Below are 16,752 nucleotides of genomic sequence, written 5' to 3' on the forward strand. Positions count from 1 at the left end.
CGCTACCTCAGGCCTTCCAGCCACGGTGCAGGGCGACGATTCCCTGGCTGAGGTTGCGCCAGCCCACGGCCTGCCAACCGGCCTGGCTCATCAATTCGGCCAGCTCCTCCTGCGGCGGCCAGGCCAGGATCGACTCGAAGAGGTACTCATAGGCCGCCGGATTGCTGGAGACCTTGCTGAGCAGCGGGAGCACCCGGGGGAGCCACTGCTCGTAGACAAAGGCGAAGGCGCGGTTGGTCGGGTGGGTGAACTCGCAGATCACCACCTGCCCGCCCGGCTTGGTGACCCGCAGCATCTCGCGCAGCGCGCCGACGGTGTCCTCCACATTGCGCAGGCCGTAGCTGATGGTGACGGTGTCAAAGGTGTTGTCGGCAAAGGGCAGTTGCAGTGCGTCGCCGGCGACGAACTGCAGCCCGGGCTGGCGCTGGCGCCCCACCCGCAGCATCCCCAGGCTCAGGTCGGTGGGGAAGACCTCCGCGCCCTCGACGGCGAAGCTGGCGGCCGAGCTTCCGGTGCCGCCCGCCAGGTCAAGGATCAGGTGGCCCGGCTTCGGATCGACCGCCTCGACGGTGTCGCGGCGCCACTGGCGCAGCAGCCCGAAGGTCAACACGTCGTTCATCAGGTCGTAGCGCTGGGCCACGCCGTCGAACATCTGGGCAACGTCGGCACGTCGCTTGGCAAGGGTGGCACGGGTCTCGAACACCCGGCCATTTTTCCACACCCCGCGCGGATGGCGCAGAATGGAGCCCATGGCCAAACGCAAGACCGTCCTGAAGGTCTCCAACCTCACCAAGTCCTACGGCGAGCACGTGATCGTCGACAACTTCAACCTGGAGGTGGGCGAGGGCGAGGCCATCGCGCTCACGGGGCGCAATGGCGCGGGCAAGTCCACGGTGTTGCGCTGCATCATCGGCGCCGATCGCCCCACCGAGGGTACCGTCGAGGTCTGCGGAATGCCCATGCGGGAAACCAATCCCGACGTGCGACGCAATGTGGCCACCGTGATCGACGACCTGGATTTCTTCCCCGACCTGTCCGTCGTGGAGCACCTGGACCTGCTGGCCCGCGCCCACGGCCAGGCCGATCCCGACACGCTGGTGGACGAGGTGCTCGACCAGGTGCAGCTGGTGCCGCAGGCCGGTCAGCTTCCGGGAACGCTCAGCTCCGGTCAGCGTCGGCGCCTGGCCCTGGCCACCGCCTTCGTCCGCCCCCGCAAGCTGCTGGTACTGGACGAGCCCGAACAGCGGCTCGACGTCGAGGGCATCGCGTGGCTCGGGCGGCGGCTGCGGCAGGATCTGGACGACGGCCTGGCCATCGTGATGGCTTCGCACGAACCCAGCCTGGTGGCCGCCCTGGGCGCCCGTGAGGTGGAGCTGGGCGGGCCGCGCGGATGAGCAGCACCCCCGCTCACGAGACCATGGCCGAGCACGCCGAACCGCTGGTACCCCAGCACGAGGCCGACGAGCGCCAGTTGCTCTTGCTGATGAAGGACTGGCGCAAGGGCCGCGCCACCCGCAACCTGCGTCAGGCCCTGTCCGACGCCTACATCGCGGTCTTCACCGTGGTGATGATCGCCGCCATGGTGATCAATGTGATCATCAGCGCGCAGCAGGCCGCCAGCTCCTGCACCACCCAGACCTGCCTGTCCGGTCGAGGGCTGCTGCCCTGGGCCGCGCTCTTCGGTTCGCTGGCGCTGACCCTGGCCGCCTGCCGGATGTTCGGCCCGGTGCTGGCCTCGGCCGCCGAGGGTTTCTGGCTGATGGACGCCCCGCTGCGCCGCGCCAAGCTGCTCGGCAGCCGGCTGGTCCTGGCCATCCTGCTGGCCCTCGTCGGGGGCGCCGCGATGGGGGCCCTTGTGGCCGCGCTGACCGGTTCACCCGGCGTGGCGGTGCTCGCCTGGGCCGGCGCGACGGGTCTGGGAGCCGCGGGTCTGGTGGCCGTCGCGGCCGCGGAACAGGGCGCCGAACGCACCTGGACCGTGCGCGCCCTGCACCTGCTGGTCTCGCTGGCCGGCGTCGCCACCCTGCTGGCCGTCGTCGCCACCGCCACCGGCAAGGCCTCGATCCACATCGGCAATGACCGCACCCTCCAGCTGGCCGGCCTGACCGCCGCGCTCGGTGCGCTGCTGATGACGGTGGCCGGGCTGATCGCCCGCTCCCGGCTGGGCCAGATCCGGCGCGCCCGGCTGCTGAGCGGCGGATCGCTGGCCAGCGGCATGCAGGGCGCCATGTTCGCCCTGGACTTCGGCCTGATGCGTGACATCCTGGTGGAGCGCGACGCGCAGGCCCGCGGCAGCGTCCGGCCCACCCGGGGACGGGGAACCGGCATCCAGGCCCTGGTCTGGCGCGACGTGCAGCGACTGGTTCGCTTTCCCAAGCCGCTGGCACTTCTGGCGGTCAGCGTCGTGGTGCCCTATGCCGTGCAGGCGCTGGGCCTAGGCTCGCTGAATGCCGCCATCTCCGCGCTGGTGCTGATGTCTGCCCTGATCCCCTTCTTCGGCAGCCTGCGGGTACTGACCCGCACCAAGGGCCTGGCCCGCAGTTTGCCGTGGAGCACGTCGGAGATCCGCACCGCCACCACCATCGTCCCCGCCGTGCTGACCGCGCTGTGGGGGCTGGCGGTGGTGCCCGCCTTCCTCGGGCTCGGCACCCAGACACAGCCCGATCCGGGCCGCAGCGTCCTGGTGGCCGTGGTCTGCGCCGTCGCCGGCCTGGTGGCCGCAATTCGCTGGGTCTCCGCCAAGCCCGCCGACTACGGCGGCCCGATGGTCTCCACCAGTGCCGGTGCCATGCCGCCCGGCCTGGCGTTCAACCTGATCCGCGGCTTTGACATGGTGGCGCTGATCACCCTGCCGGTGATCCTGGGCTTCAGTCCGTGGGTCTCGCTGGTGCTGGCCGCGATCAGCTTCAGCGTCCTGCGGATGGGCGGCATCGACCAACAGGCGCTGATGGAACAGCAGGAGGAACAGAAGCGGCAGCTGGCCGAGGCCCGGGCCGAACGGGCAGGGGAGAAGAAGCCGGTCGCCAAGACCGTCGTCGCGCCCAAGTCCTCGGCACCGAAGCAGGCGGCCAGGCCGTCGGGCGCCACTGCCGCCAAGCAGGGCCCCACCACGCAGGGTCAGGGCAAGCAGGCGCCGCGCAAGCAGACCCCCAGGAAGGTGGTCAAGCGCAAGCGCTGAGCGGGCGGGTCACTCCCCGGTGAGCGCCTGGCGCATCGGGGTGAACTTGGCCATGGTCTCGGCAACCTCTTCGGCGGGCACGGATTCGCGCACGATGCCGCAGCCGGCATAGAGGTGCATCTCGTGCGGGTCCACGGCCGAGAGCTGGCCGCCGCGCAGCGCGATCGCCCACTCACCGTCGCCGCAGGAGTCGATCCAGCCCACCGGGCCGGCATAGTGCCCCCGGTCCAGGTGTTCCAGTTCAGCGATCAGCTCGCGGGCGGTCTGGGTCGGGGTGCCGCAGACCGCGGCCGACGGGTGCAGGGCCGCCGCCAGGGCCAGCGACGAGGTGCCCTCGCGCACCACTCCGGTGATGTCGGTGGCCAGATGCAGCACATTCGGCAGCTCCAGCACATAGGGCGCGTCGGGGACATTCATCCCGGTGCACCAGCCCTCCAGGCCGCGGGCCACGCTCTCCACGGCGTACTCGTGCTCGCGCAGGTCCTTCATCGAGCCGTTCAGTACCGTGGCCAGCTCGGAGGTGTCAGCGGCATAGGGGCGACGTACGGTACCGGCCAGCACGCGGGAGGTGGCCAGCCCGCCCTCGGTGCGCACCAGCATCTCGGGGGAGGAACCCACGGTGCGGTCCACCAGATAGGTCCAGCAGTCCCGGTAGCGGTTGACCAGCTGGTTCACCAGCCAGCAGGGGTCGATCGGCTGCTCGGCCCGCGCGACGATGTCGCGGGCCAGCACCACCTTGTTCACCTCGCCGCGCTTGATCATCGCCACGGCCTCGGCGACGGTCTGCTGCCAGGCCTCGGCGTCGAGCGTGCCGTCGTGCAATTCCACCTGACCCGGCCCGACGGGCGGGGCCTGCAGCTGGGGCATCTGGTCGGTGACGTCGCCATGGCCGATCCGGGTCATCCAGGCCTGCCCGCGGCGGCGGCCGACCACCACCTCGGGCACGATCAGCACCGACGGCTCGTCGGAGTGGTCCCCGTCGAAGCTGAAGGAGCCGAAGGCCAGCGGCCCGGTGCCGGAGACGCCGGGCAGCTCGGTCTCGTTCTCCAGGTCCGCGACGAACTCGTTCCACCACACGTCGGCGGCGGCCAGCGAATCGGTGGTGAAGCGGGCGACCTCACCGATACCCACGACGCCATCGCCGCGGCGCAGGAAGACCTGGGAATCGCCCGGCGACAGGAAACGCTCGAGGTTTCCCGGGTCGGGAATGGAGACAGTACGTGCACGCAAGCGCTCGGAGCCCGGGTTCAAGATCACCGAAGCATGGTACCCATTCACGTGTCCGACCGCTCAATGGCTCGATCAATCCGGTCAACATGTCTAATTCGGCAAGTGTTCTGTTGCGAAAATGGTTTTCATTTGGCCTAGTCAGTCTGTAAATGGCACCGACGGGGTGGCAGGTTGGGTTCGCCGTCGGCTTGGCCCTAGACTCAGCCCGGTAAGGCCCCCGCAGACCTGTCGTAGTGCAGATCGGTGTCACTCGGTCCGGGGAGTCAAGTGGTCAGGAGTGCTGATGTCGCAGTCTGCGTCGTCCGTGCCTGCCGCCGACCCCGAAAACCGCCCCGCCGAGCCGCGTCGTGCCGACGTGATCGTCGTCGGTGCCGGTCCGGGCGGGTCCGGTACGGCGGCCCATCTCGCGCGTCGCGGGCTCGATGTCGTGCTGCTGGAGAAGGCCACCTTTCCGCGGGACAAGATCTGCGGGGACGGCCTCACCCCGCGCGCGGTGCGTGCCCTGGTGAAGCTGGGCGTGGACATCAGCGAGGCCAACGGCTTCCATCGCAACGAGGGCCTCAAGATCTACGGGGGTGAGCTGACCGCGGCCAATGGCAAGGACCTGTTCATGCCGTGGCCCGATCTGGCCGACTTCCCCAACTTCGGCCTGACCTGCGCCCGGATGGATCTGGACGAGAAGCTCGCCCGGCATGCCGCCTCGCTGGGCGCCGAGCTGGTGGAGGGCGCCAACGTCACCGCACCGATCCTGGACGAGCAGACCCAGCGGATCATTGGCGTGAGCACCAAGGACGGTCGGCAGTTCCTGGCTCCTGTGGTGGTGGCCGCCGACGGTGTCAGCTCCCGGCTGGGCGTCGCGATGGGCGTACACAAGTTGGACAAGCGCCCGATGGGCGTCGCGGTACGGGCCTATTACCAGAGCCCCCGCGGCACCGACGACTTCATGGAATCCTGGCTCGAGCTCTGGGACGGGGAACCGGGCACGTCCAACGTGCTGCCCGGCTATGGCTGGATCTTCCCGATGGGCACCAACGCGCAGGGTCAGACCATCGTCAACGTCGGGCTGGGGATGCTGGACAGCTCGGAGGCCTTCGGCAAGACCGACTACAAGGACCTGATGCGCACCTGGCTGGCGGCCACGCCGCCGGAGTGGGAGCTGACGGAGGAGAACCGGCTGGGCCCGATCCGTGGCGCCGCGTTGCCGATGGGTTTCAACCGCAAGCCCGCCTATGCCCGCGGCCTGCTGCTGGTGGGCGACGCCGGCGGCATGGTGAACCCGTTCAATGGCGAGGGAATCGACTACGCGCTGGAGGCCGCGGAGCTGGCCGCCGACGCGATCGCCTCCGCCCACGCCCAAGGGATGGGGACCGCCGCCGCCGAGCGGGCGCTGGCGGGATACAGTTCGCGTTTGGAAGGAAGTTTCGGTGGATATTTCCGGCTCGGTCACGTCTTCGCGTGGCTGATCGGCAAGCCCGCCGTGATGCACGTGTGCATCAAGTACGGCCTTCCGCGGCGTCGCCTGATGCGCCTGGTGCACAAGTTGCTGGCCAACTTGACCGACGCCCGGGGCGGCGACCTGGATGACCACATCATCAACACGCTGACCCGTCTGGCCCCCAAGGCATGACGATGAGGCAAGTTCGGGCAAGAATGAAGCAAGCACACCTCAGGAAGGGCGCAAGGGCATGAACCCCTACATTGCGATCACCGGTCTGGCAGCCTTGGGCGCCGTCTTCGTGCTGGTGATGGTGGCACTGAACATGCTGTTCAGCCCCAACCAGCCGAACCGGACGAAGCTCGAGACCTACGAGTGCGGCATCGATCCGACGCCGCAGGCGCAGGGGGGTGGTCGCTTCCCGGTCAAGTACTACGTGATCGCGATGCTCTACATCATCTTCGATATCGAGATCGTCTTCCTCTACCCGTGGGCGGTCTCCTTCAACAAGCTCGGCACCTTTGCCGTGGTGGAGATGCTGCTGTTCATGGTCACGGTCTTCATCGCCTACTTCTACATCTACCGCCGCGGCGGCCTGGACTGGGACTGAGCTCCAGCGAAACGAAGGGAAACCCACATGAGCACCGAAGAAGACGGCAGCGTCCTGCTCGCCTCCTCCGAAGCCGTCGTTGGCTGGCTGCGCAAGACCTCGTTCTGGCCGCTGACCATGGGTCTGGCCTGCTGCGCCATCGAGATGATCTCCTACGGCGGCCCGCGGCATGACGCCGCCCGTTGGGGTCACGAGGTCTTCCGCGCCTCGCCCCGCCAGGCCGACCTGATGATCGTCTCCGGCCGGTTGAGCCAGAAGATGGCGCCCGTCGTGCGTCAGCTCTACGACCAGATGCCCAACCCCAAGTGGGTGATCTCGATGGGCGCCTGCGCCAGCTCGGGCGGCATCTTCAACAACTACGCCATCGTGCAGGGCGTCGACCACATTGTGCCCGTGGACTACTACCTGCCCGGCTGCCCGCCCAACCCGGACCAGCTGATCGACGCCATCTTCAAGCTGCGCGCCGACATCCAGCACTACCCGCTGCTGGGCGACATGAAGCGCAAGCAGGAGCGCGACGAGCAGGCCGCCCTGGTGGCCACCCCCACCCATGAGATGAAGGGCCTCATGCGATGAGCGAGGACAAGACCATCAACGAACGCGTCACCGATCCCGAGGCCGCCCCCAAGGCCGGCGTCGAGCGCGAGGACGCGCAGCCGTCGGGCCGGCTGGATCCCGGTCAGGTGGAGGTCCACCAGGCGCAGACCCATGAGGGCAGCTATGTGTTGAAGCAGAGCCAGGGCATGTGGGGCAAGGGTTCGCCCGACACCTCGGGTTATGCCGGGATCACCCGTACCGTGGAGGCCCCGGGCGTCGCCCAGCGCCCCTTCGGCGGTTGGTTCGACGAGGTGGCCGACACCCTGGAGGCCCGGGTTCCGGGCTACTCCACCGGCCGCGTGATCGTGGACCGCGACGAGCTGACCCTGTTCGTGCGGCGTGAGGCGATCGCCGCCGTCTGCCGCCAGCTGCGCGACGACCCGGCGCTGCGCTTCGAGGTGTGCAGCGTGATCAGCGGTGTGCACTACCCGGAGCAGCCCGGCGAGGAATTGCACGTGGTCTACCAGCTGCTCTCGATCACCCACAACCGCCGCCTGCGGCTTGAGGTGACGCTGCCCGACGGCCACCCGCACGTCGACTCCGTGGTGGCTACCTACCCGATGGCCGACTTCCACGAGCGTGAAGCCTGGGACATGTTCGGGATCATCTTCGACGGCCACCCCGGCCTGACCCGCGTGTTGATGCCCGACGATTGGGCCGGGCACCCGCAGCGCAAGGACTACCCGCTGGGTGGCATCCCGGTGGAGTACAAGGGCGCGACGGTGCCGCCGCCGGACCAGCGCAGGAGCTACTGATGAGCCACTACAGCAATGAGGAAACCGTGACTGACCTCTACGCGGCGCCCGGTGAGGCCCCCGTCGACCACGTCTACCTGACCCAGGGTGCCGACTGGGACGAGATCGTCAGCGAGCACGCCGAGCGTGGCGACGAGACGATCGTGATCAACTTCGGTCCGCACCACCCGTCGACGCACGGCGTGCTGCGCCTGATCCTGGAACTGGACGGCGAGACCGTGATCTCGCTGCGCCCCGGCATCGGCTTCCTGCACACCGGCATCGAGAAGAACATGGAGTACCGCACCTGGACGCAGGGCGTGACCTACATCACCCGCGCCAACTACGTGGCCAGCATCTTCAACGAGGTGGTCTACTGCCTCGGCGTGGAGAAGCTGCTGGGCATCCAGGCCCCCGAGCGGGCCGACGTGCTGCGCGTGATGGCCATGGAGGTCAACCGGATCGGCTCCCACCTGATTGCGGTGGGCACCGGCGGTCTGGAACTGGGTGCCTCCTCGGTGGCCGAGGTGGCGCTGCGCGAGCGCGAGATCACCCTGGAATTCCTGCAGGCCGTCACGGGTCTGCGGATGAACAATGCCTACGTGCGTCCCGGCGGTGTCTCCGTGGACCTGCCCGACGACGGGCTGGACCGACTGCGCGCCCTGGTGGCCCGGATGGAGAAGTACCTGCCGGAGCTGGGCCAGTTCTGCAACACCAACCCGGTCTTCCGCGCCCGCACCGTCGACGTCGGCACCCTGGACCTCAGTGCCTGCATGGCCCTGGGCGTCACCGGCCCCGTGCTGCGCGCCGCCGGCTACCCGTGGGACCTGCGCAAGACGCAGCCCTACTGCGGCTACGAGAACTACGACTTCGACGTGGTCACGTGGGACACCCCCGACTGCTACGGACGCTTCCGGATCCGTCTGGAGGAAATGAACCAGTCCGTGCGCATCCTCAAGCAGTGCATCACCAAGTTGGAGGCCACCATGGGACAGCCGGTGATGGTCGAGGACCCGCACATCAAGTGGCCCGCGCAGCTGGCGCTGGGCCCCGACGGCCAGGGCAACTCCCATGAGCACATCAAGCACATCATGGGTGAATCCATGGAGGCGCTGATCCACCACTTCAAGATCGTCACCGAGGGTTTCAAGGTGCCCGCCGGCCAGGTCTACGTGGCAATCGAGAACCCCTGCGGCGAGCTGGGCATGCACCTGGTCAGCGACGGCGGAAGCCGTCCCTACCGGGCGCACCTGCGCGACCCAGGTTTCAACCACATGCAGGCGCTGCCGGCACTGACCGAGGGCGGCATGCTCTCCGACGTCGTCCCGGCCATCGCCTCCATCGACCCCGTCATGGGTGGCGTTGACCGATGAGCGCCACGCACCTCCCAGCAGCAAGGAGCACCGCACGATGAGCGGCCACGAGTTCCAGTCCCACTTCGAGGTCTCGGGCGACGTCGACCACACCGACCAGTCCACCAACCTCACCGCCGAGCACGTCCAGGAGATGCGCTACATCCTGGATCGCTACCCCCAGCCGCGCTCGGCGATCATGCCGATGCTGCACTACGTGCAGTCGGTCGACGGCCGGGTCAGCCCGGCCGGGGTGAAGATCACCGCCGAGCTGGTGGGGGTGAGCGAGGCCCAGGTCAACGGCGTCGCCACCTTTTACACCATGTACAAGCGGCGCCCGGCCGGCAAGCAGCACGTCGGTGTCTGCGTCACCAGCCTGTGCGCGATCATGGGCGGCGACTACGTGCTGGACGCCTGCGAGAAGCACCTGGGGATCAAGGCGGGCGAGACCACCGAGGACGGCTCGATCTCGCTGGAGGCCGTCGAGTGCAATGCGGCCTGCGACTTCGCGCCCGTGATGATGGTCAACTGGGAGTTCATGGACAACATGACCCCGGACAGCGCCGTCGAACTGCTGGACAAGCTGCGCTCCGGTGACGAGGTGCACTCCACCCGGGGCGCCCAGATCACCAGCTGGAAGGAGGCCGAGCGGGTGCTCGCCGGCTTCTCCGACGGCCGCACCGACGAGGGCCCCACCGCCGGGCACGCGTCGCTGGTGGGCCTGAACATCGCCCAGGCCAACGGCTGGTCGGCTCCCGACCCGGCCAACCTCCCCGCGCCCGAGCCGAAGCCGGAGGAACAGAAGTGACCGACCCCCTCGCACCCGTCCTGACCGCCAACTGGGGTCAGGACCGTTCCTGGAAGATCACCGTCTACGAGTCGCAGGGCGGCTACGAGGCGCTGCGCACGGCGCTGCGGATGCAGCCCGACGAGGTGATCGCGACAGTCAAGGACTCCAACCTGCGCGGCCGTGGCGGCGCCGGCTTCCCGGCCGGCGTGAAGTGGGGCTTCCTGCCCAAGGACAACCCGAATCCGCGCTACCTGGTGATCAATGCCGACGAGTCGGAGCCGGGTACCTGCAAGGACATCCCGCTGATGATGGCCAGCCCGCACACCCTGATCGAGGGCATCATCATCGCGTGCTACGCCTTCAACAGCCACCACGCCTTCATCTACTGCCGCGGCGAGGTGCTGCAGCCGATCCGTCGCCTGCAGCAGGCCGTGCGGGAGGCCTACTCGGCCGGCTACGCGGGCAAGAATGTGCTGGGCACCGGCTTTGACCTGGACATCACCGTCCACGCGGGCGCCGGCGCCTACATCTGCGGCGAGGAGACGGCGCTGCTCAGCGCGCTGGAGGGCACCCGCGGCCAGCCCCGCCTGAAGCCGCCCTTCCCGGCCGTGGCCGGTCTGTACGCCTGCCCGACGATCGTCAACAATGTCGAGACCATCGCCTCGGTGCCGTCGATCATCAAGAACGGTCCGGCCTGGTTCAACGCGATGGGCACGGAGAAGAGCAAGGGCTTCACGCTCTACAACGTCTCCGGCCATGTGAAGAATCCCGGCTGCTTCGAGGCCCCGATGGGGATCACGATGCGCGAGCTGATCGATCTGGCCGGCGGCATCCGTGAGGGCCACCAGCTCAAGTTCTTCTGCCCGGGCGGTGCCTCCGCGCCGATCCTGACCCCCGAGGACATCGACGTCACGATGGACTACGAGGGCCTGGCGGCCAAGGGCACGATGCTCGGCTCCAAGGCCATCCAGGTCTTCGACGAGACGACGTCGGCCGTGCGCGCGGCCCTGCGGTACATGGAGTTCTTCAAGCACGAGTCGTGCGGCAAGTGCTCCCCGTGCCGTGAGGGCTCGTGGTGGACCACCCAGATCATGCAGCGGATCGAGCGCGGCGAGGGTGAGCCCGACGACGTCGAGAAGCTGATCGACATCACCAGCAATGTGGCCGGCCGCAGCTTCTGCCTGCTCGGCGACTCCTTCTGCATGATGCTGAACGGCTACATCAAGCATTTCCGCGACGAGTTCGAGGCCGGCTGCAATGGCACCCCGGCCTGGGAGCTGTTCCCGTACGAGAAGTCGGCGATCTTCCCCGTCAAGACAGGAGCCCACGCATGAGCACCGAGATCGCTCCCAAGCCCGAGGAAGTCACCCTCACCATCGACGGCGTCCAGGTCAGCGTGCCCAAGGGCTCGCTGGTGATCCGCGCCGCCGAGAGCGTCGGGATCGACATCCCACGTTTCTGCGACCACCCGCTGCTCGACCCGGCCGGCTCCTGCCGCCAGTGCCTGGTGGAGGTGCCCGACGCCGGCAATGGCCGCGGGATGCCGAAGCCGCAGGCCGCCTGCACCACCGAGGTCATGCCCGGCATGCAGGTGCAGACCGCGGTGACCAGCCCGGTGGCCGCCAAGGCCCAGCAGGGCAACCTGGAATTCCTGCTGGTCAACCACCCGCTGGACTGCCCGATCTGTGACAAGGGCGGCGAGTGCCCGCTGCAGAACCAGGCGATGAGCCATGGCCAGGGCGAGACCCGCTTCCATGACCTGAAGCGCACCTTCCCCAAGCCGGTCAATGTCAGCAAGCAGATCCTGCTGGATCGCGAGCGCTGCGTGCTGTGCGCCCGCTGCACCCGCTTTGCCGAGCAGATCGCCGGCGATCCCTTCATCGCCCTGGTGGAGCGCGGCGCCGTGCAGCAGGTCGGCAACTTCGAGGAGCAGCCCTTCGACTCCTACTTCAGCGGCAATGTGATCCAGATCTGCCCGGTGGGCGCGCTCACCAGCGAGGACTACCGCTTCCAGAGCCGCCCCTTCGACCTGGTCAGCACCACCACCAGCTGCGAGCACTGCGCGGCCGGCTGTGAGCTGCGCACCGACCACCGGCACTACCAGGTGAAGCGTCGCCTGGCCGGGCTGGATCCCGAGGTCAACGAGGAGTGGAACTGCGACAAGGGCCGCTTCGGCTTCGTGTACGGCCGCGGCGACGACCGGATCACCAGCCCGCTGGTGCGTCGCGACGGCAAGCTGGTGCCCGCCAGCTGGCACGAGGCGATCGACGCCGCCGTCGAGGGCCTGCAGGCCGCCAACGGCAAGGTGGGTGTGCTCACCGGTGGACGACTGCTGACCGAGACCGCCTATGCCTACAGCCGCTTCGCCCGCGGTGTGCTGGGCACCAACAACATCGACTTCCGCTCCCGCCCGCACAGCGCCGAGGAGGCCGACTTCCTGGCCGCCCGGGTCGCCGGCCGGACGCTGGCCGAGTCGGTCACCTACACCGACCTGGAGAATGCCAAGCGGGTCGTGCTGGTGGGCTTCGAACCCGAGGACGAGAGCCCGATCGTCTTCCTGCGGCTGCGCAAGGCCTTCCGCAAGAAGAAGCTCGAGGTGCTGACCGTCGGCAGCCTGCTCACCAATGGTTCGCTCAAGCTCGGCGCCACCCTGGTGCCCGCCCTGCCCGGCCAGGAGGCCGCCGCGGTGCAGGCCCTGCCCGGTCAGGTCGAGATCAACGGCGAGACCATCGTGCTGGTGGGGGAGCGGGCGGCCCAGTCGCCCGGCACCCTGACCGCCGTCGGCCAGCTGGCCGACGCCACCGGTGCCCGACTGGCCTGGATCCCGCGCCGCGCGGGTGACCTGGGTGCGATCGAGGCCGGTTGCCTGCCCAACCTGCTGCCCGGTGGACGCCCGGTGGCCGACGCCACCGCCCGTGTCGACCTGCAGGCCGCGTGGGGTGTCGACCACCTGCCCACCCAGCCCGGTCTTTCCGCCGACCAGATGCTGGCCGCGACGGCCACCGGGGAGCTCTCCGCGCTCGTGGTCTCCGGCGTACAGCTGGCCGACCTGGCCGATCCGGCCGCGGCCCGCGCCGCCGTCGAACAGGCCGGCTTCGTGGTCAGCCTGGAGCAGCGGCTGAGCGAGGTGGCTGAGCGGGCCGACGTGGTCTTCCCCGTCGCGCTGATCGAGGAGCAGTCCGGCAGCTTCCTGAACTGGGAGCACCGCACCCGCCCGGTCGCCGTGATCAACCGGCAGAACAATGCGCCGATGACCGAGATTCGGGTGCTCGCCGCGCTGGCCGACGCTCTGGGCGCCGACCTGCAGGTGCGCACCGCGGCCACGGCCGGCGCCGAACTGGCCGAGCTGGGGGACTGGGAGGGCGCCCGGGTGGCTGCCACCCAGACGCCCGCCGCCGGTGTCGCCGAAGGGCAGGGTGACCTGCTGCTGGCCAGTTGGCGCGTGCTGCTGGACGGCTCTGCCGGCGTCGACGGTGCCCACCACCTGATGGCCACCGCTCCGCAGGCCGTCGCCCGGGTCTCGGTGAACACCGCGACCCAGTACGGCCTGACCCACGGCAGCATCGTCGAGGTGCGCACCGCCAAGGGCAGCGTCCAGCTGCCGGTCGTCGTCGAGACCGCCATGGTCGACGGCGTGGTCTGGCTGCCGGCGAATTCCGCGCCGGTCAGCAACGAGGCACTGGCCGCCCCCGCGGGCAGCCTGGTGGCCCTGGAAGCCCGTCCCGCTGGAGCCGTCGGCTCCGAAATGGTTGGAGGTGTGGCATGACGCCACTCAACGCTTCGTCGATCTTCGGCCCGGATCCGTGGTGGATCCTTGCCATCAAGGTGCTGGGCGTGTTCATGCTCCAGCTGCTGTGGTGCCTGTTCAATGTGTGGTTCATGCGCCGGATCCTCGGCAAGATGCAGAACCGCAAGGGCCCGATCATGAACTCGCCCGGTGGTCTGCTGCAGGCCATCGGCGACGGCATGAAGCTGCTGTTCAAGGAGACCTTCATCCCGGACGGCACGGACAAGACCATCTTCAAGCTGGCCCCCGTGATCGCCGGTGTCTGCGCCTTCGCCCCCTGGGCGGTGATCCCGCTGGCCGGTGAGGTGAACATGTTCGGCCACACCACCCGGCTGATGGTCACCGACCTGCCGGTCGCGGTGCTGTTCACCCTGGCCACCGGCTCGATGGCGGTCTACGGCCTGGTGCTGGCCGGCTGGTCGTCGGACAACTCCTACTCGCTGCTCGGTGGCCTGCGCGCCAGCGCCCAGATGGTCTCCTACGAGGTGGCGATGGGCCTGTCCCTGGTCAGCGTCTTCCTGATGGCGGGCACCATGTCCACCTCCGAGATCGTCGAGGCGCAGGCCCAGCACATGAACTTCTTCGGCATCGAGGTGCCGGTGCCCGGCTGGTACGCGCTGGTGCTCTTCCCCAGCTTCTGCATCTACTTCATCTCGATCCTGGCGGAGTCCAACACCCCGCCCTTCGATCTGGCGGAGTGCGAGCAGGAGCTGGTCAGTGGCTACTCCACCGAGTACACCGGTTTTCGCTACGGCACCTACTACCTGGCCGAGTTCATCCACATGGCCACGCTGTCCGCGCTGGCCGTGACCCTCTTCTTCGGTGGCTACCGCGCACCCTTCCCGTTCAACCTGGTGGGCGCGGTCGACCAGGGCTGGTGGGGCGTGCTGTGGTTCTTCGTCAAGACCCAGATCATGATCTTCATCCTGATCTGGTGCCGCGGCGCTCTGCCTCGCTTCCGTTACGACCAGTTCATGGGCATCGGCTGGAAGCGGCTGATCCCGTTCAGCCTGGTCTGGATCATGTTCGTCACCCTGCTGAAGGCCTCGCTCAATGCCGAGGGCACCACCCGCGTCGTGCTGGCAGGCGTGCTCGGCGTGCTGGCGATCGCCCTGCTGGCCTGGCTCTTCTTCGGCGGCGAGCCGGAGGAGGACCGCCACGAGGACCAGACCGGCGAATTCGACGCCTTCGCCGGCGGCTACCCGGTGCCCCCGATGCCCGGTCAGTCGTTGCCGAGCACCAACCCCGTGGTGAGCGCCCAGCGCGTTGACCCGTCGGAAGACCTCGCCACCACCAAGAACGGAGTTGACGCCTGATGGGTCTCCTCGACCAGTGGGCCGGTTTCGGCATCACTTTCCGAACCATGTTCCGCAAGACCTTCACCCAGGGCTACCCCCAGAAGGGCAAGGAGAAGGTCTTCGCCCCGCGCTTCCACGGGCGTCACCAGCTCAACCGCTGGCCCGACGGTCTGGAGAAGTGCGTCGGCTGCGAGCTGTGCGCGTGGGCCTGCCCGGCCGACGCGATCTACGTCGAAGGTGGCGACAACACCGAGGACGCGCGGTTCAGCCCCGGTGAGCGCTACGGCCGCGTCTACCAGATCAACTACCTGCGCTGCATCTTCTGCGGCATGTGCATCGAGGCGTGCCCGACGCGCGCCCTGACCATGACCAATGAGTTCAAGCTCGCCGATCGCTCCCGCGAGGTGCTGATCTACGAGAAGGATCGGCTGCTGGCCCCGCTGCTGACCGGCATGGAGCAGCCGCCGCACCCGCGTCGGCTGGGCGACGACGAGAAGGACTACTTCCTCGGTCTGCCCGCCACCGGTCAGCCGGACGTGCGCACGGCCCCCACCGGCGCCACCTCCGCCAGCCGGATGACCAATCAGGATTCGACCACTCATGGGGGAGTGACCAAATGATCAGCCTCGTCCCACTCGTGACCGCACAGGCGGTCGCCTTCTGGGTGCTGGCACCGGTTGCGGTGCTCGGCGCCCTGGGCATGGTGCTGGGTCGCAAGCCCGTGCACTCGGCCATCTCGCTGGCGGCGATGATGATCGCCCTGGCCGGGCTGTACGCGTCGCTGGATGCGCCCTTCCTGTTCGTGGTGCAGATCATCGTCTACATGGGCGCCATCCTGATGCTCTTCCTGTTCGTGATGATGCTGGTCGGCGTCGACACCACCGACTCGATGGTGGAGACCATCCGTGGCCACCGCGCCGCCTCGATCCTGGCGGCCGTCGGCTTCGGCGCCCTGCTGATCCTGGCGATCGGCAATGGCATCGTCGGTGAGCCGAGGGGTCTGGAGGAGGCCGTCGCGGCCCAGGGCGGCAATGTCCCGAGCCTGGCCGAGCTGGTCTTCACCAAGTACGTCTTCGTCTTCGAGGCCACCGCCGCCCTGCTGATCACCGCCGCGCTGGCCGCGATGGTGCTGGCGCACGGCGAGCAGTTGCGCCCGAAGGTCCGCCAGGCCGGCCAGGTGCAGGCCCGCCTGCGCAAGTACGCCACCGAGGGTGCCCACCCGGGTGCCCTGCCCAACCCCGGCGTCTACGCCCGCAGCAATGCGATCCAGTCCCCGGCCCTGCTGCCCGACGGCAGCATCGCCCAGAACTCGGTGGTCGACGCGATGGCCGAGCGTGGCGTGGTGACCAATCCCGAGGAGCTCAGCGCTCCCACCAAGCGCGCCTTCGACGCGATCGAATCGGTCAAGGCCGAGGAGGGACGGGAATGAACCCGAACTACTACCTGGTGCTGAGCGCCATCCTGTTCAGCCTTGGCGTGCTCGGCTTCCTGCTGCGCCGCAATGCGCTGGTCGCCTTCATGTCGATCGAGCTGATGCTCAACTCGGCCAACCTGGCGATGGTCAACTTCTCCCACATGCACGGCAACCTGGACGGCCAGATCGCCACCTTCTTCGTGATGGTGGTGGCGGCAGCCGAGGTGGTGGTGGGGCTCGCGATCATCGTGACCATCTTCCGTACCCGACGCTCGGCCTCGGTCGACGACGCAAACCTGCTGAAGTTCTGAGGGGGCATCGGTGAAT

At 68.4% G+C, this 16,752-nt stretch carries 16 protein-coding genes; 14 read left to right on the forward strand and 2 right to left on the reverse strand.

The features are described 5' to 3' along the window. Positions 1-7: 7 nt before the first annotated feature. Positions 8-751 (reverse strand): demethylmenaquinone methyltransferase, encoded by a 744-nt coding sequence (locus AAEX57_RS08560; RefSeq protein WP_342091922.1) that lies wholly within the window; start codon positions 749-751, stop codon positions 8-10. Here AAEX57_RS08560 and AAEX57_RS08565 point away from each other — a divergent pair. Together AAEX57_RS08565 and AAEX57_RS08570 are read left to right on the forward strand one after the other, a co-directional pair. Beyond that, positions 741-1,394 carry an ABC transporter ATP-binding protein gene (locus AAEX57_RS08565; protein ID WP_342091923.1) on the forward strand — a complete coding sequence of 218 codons (654 nt, stop codon included), beginning with the start codon at positions 741-743 and terminating at the stop codon, positions 1,392-1,394. The genes AAEX57_RS08560 and AAEX57_RS08565 overlap by 11 nt on opposite strands. Continuing rightward, the gene (locus AAEX57_RS08570) at positions 1,391-3,178 is read left to right on the forward strand and encodes a DUF6297 family protein (protein ID WP_446721126.1); all 1,788 of its coding nucleotides are present in this window, start codon (positions 1,391-1,393) and stop codon (positions 3,176-3,178) included. Before AAEX57_RS08565 ends, AAEX57_RS08570 begins: the two co-directional genes overlap by 4 nt. A gap of 9 nt (positions 3,179-3,187) precedes the next feature. Here the strand turns inward: AAEX57_RS08570 and AAEX57_RS08575 are convergent, their stop codons facing one another. Continuing rightward, on the reverse strand, positions 3,188-4,435 hold the full coding sequence (locus AAEX57_RS08575) for an isochorismate synthase (RefSeq protein WP_342091924.1): 1,248 nt from the start codon (positions 4,433-4,435) through the stop codon (positions 3,188-3,190). 256 nt (positions 4,436-4,691) lie between these two features. Between AAEX57_RS08575 and AAEX57_RS08580 the strand changes: the two genes are divergently transcribed. The 12 genes from AAEX57_RS08580 to nuoK are packed head-to-tail and all read left to right on the forward strand — an operon-like array spanning position 4,692 to position 16,736. Further along, entirely contained in the window at positions 4,692-6,035 is a 1,344-nt protein-coding gene (locus AAEX57_RS08580) for a geranylgeranyl reductase family protein (RefSeq protein WP_342091925.1), read from the forward strand. 58 nt (positions 6,036-6,093) lie between these two features. Next, the gene (locus AAEX57_RS08585) at positions 6,094-6,453 is read left to right on the forward strand and encodes an NADH-quinone oxidoreductase subunit A (RefSeq protein WP_342091926.1); all 360 of its coding nucleotides are present in this window, start codon (positions 6,094-6,096) and stop codon (positions 6,451-6,453) included. 27 nt (positions 6,454-6,480) lie between these two features. Then, positions 6,481-7,029 (forward strand): NADH-quinone oxidoreductase subunit B, encoded by a 549-nt coding sequence (locus tag AAEX57_RS08590; protein ID WP_342091927.1) that lies wholly within the window; start codon positions 6,481-6,483, stop codon positions 7,027-7,029. 14 nt (positions 7,030-7,043) lie between these two features. Beyond that, on the forward strand, positions 7,044-7,805 hold the full coding sequence (locus AAEX57_RS08595; RefSeq protein WP_446721128.1) for an NADH-quinone oxidoreductase subunit C: 762 nt from the start codon (positions 7,044-7,046) through the stop codon (positions 7,803-7,805). Beyond that, a complete protein-coding gene (locus AAEX57_RS08600; protein WP_342091929.1) occupies positions 7,805-9,157 on the forward strand; it encodes an NADH-quinone oxidoreductase subunit D in 1,353 nt (450 codons plus the stop codon). Before AAEX57_RS08595 ends, AAEX57_RS08600 begins: the two co-directional genes overlap by 1 nt. A 37-nt stretch (positions 9,158-9,194) precedes the next feature. Next, positions 9,195-9,944, forward strand: coding sequence for an NADH-quinone oxidoreductase subunit NuoE (gene nuoE, locus AAEX57_RS08605; RefSeq protein WP_342091930.1), 750 nt, complete (start codon positions 9,195-9,197; stop codon positions 9,942-9,944). Beyond that, positions 9,941-11,260: an NADH-quinone oxidoreductase subunit NuoF gene (gene nuoF / locus AAEX57_RS08610; RefSeq protein WP_342091931.1), complete on the forward strand. Its 1,320-nt coding sequence runs from the start codon at positions 9,941-9,943 to the stop codon at positions 11,258-11,260. The genes nuoE and nuoF overlap by 4 nt, the downstream gene beginning before the upstream one ends. Then, a complete protein-coding gene (locus AAEX57_RS08615) occupies positions 11,257-13,692 on the forward strand; it encodes an NADH-quinone oxidoreductase subunit G (protein ID WP_342091932.1) in 2,436 nt (811 codons plus the stop codon). Before nuoF ends, AAEX57_RS08615 begins: the two co-directional genes overlap by 4 nt. Then, positions 13,689-15,029: an NADH-quinone oxidoreductase subunit NuoH gene (gene nuoH, locus AAEX57_RS08620; protein ID WP_342091933.1), complete on the forward strand. Its 1,341-nt coding sequence runs from the start codon at positions 13,689-13,691 to the stop codon at positions 15,027-15,029. Before AAEX57_RS08615 ends, nuoH begins: the two co-directional genes overlap by 4 nt. Continuing rightward, a complete protein-coding gene (gene nuoI, locus AAEX57_RS08625) occupies positions 15,029-15,631 on the forward strand; it encodes an NADH-quinone oxidoreductase subunit NuoI (RefSeq protein ID WP_342091934.1) in 603 nt (200 codons plus the stop codon). The genes nuoH and nuoI overlap by 1 nt, the downstream gene beginning before the upstream one ends. Beyond that, the gene (locus AAEX57_RS08630; protein ID WP_342091935.1) at positions 15,628-16,440 is read left to right on the forward strand and encodes an NADH-quinone oxidoreductase subunit J; all 813 of its coding nucleotides are present in this window, start codon (positions 15,628-15,630) and stop codon (positions 16,438-16,440) included. The genes nuoI and AAEX57_RS08630 overlap by 4 nt, the downstream gene beginning before the upstream one ends. Further along, positions 16,437-16,736, forward strand: a complete 300-nt coding sequence (gene nuoK / locus AAEX57_RS08635; RefSeq protein WP_342091936.1) for an NADH-quinone oxidoreductase subunit NuoK — start codon at positions 16,437-16,439, stop codon at positions 16,734-16,736. The genes AAEX57_RS08630 and nuoK overlap by 4 nt, the downstream gene beginning before the upstream one ends. The last annotated feature ends 16 nt before the right edge of the window (positions 16,737-16,752 follow it).

The organism is Luteococcus sp. H91 (assembly GCF_038433135.1).
Lineage (GTDB): Bacteria > Actinomycetota > Actinomycetes > Propionibacteriales > Propionibacteriaceae > Luteococcus.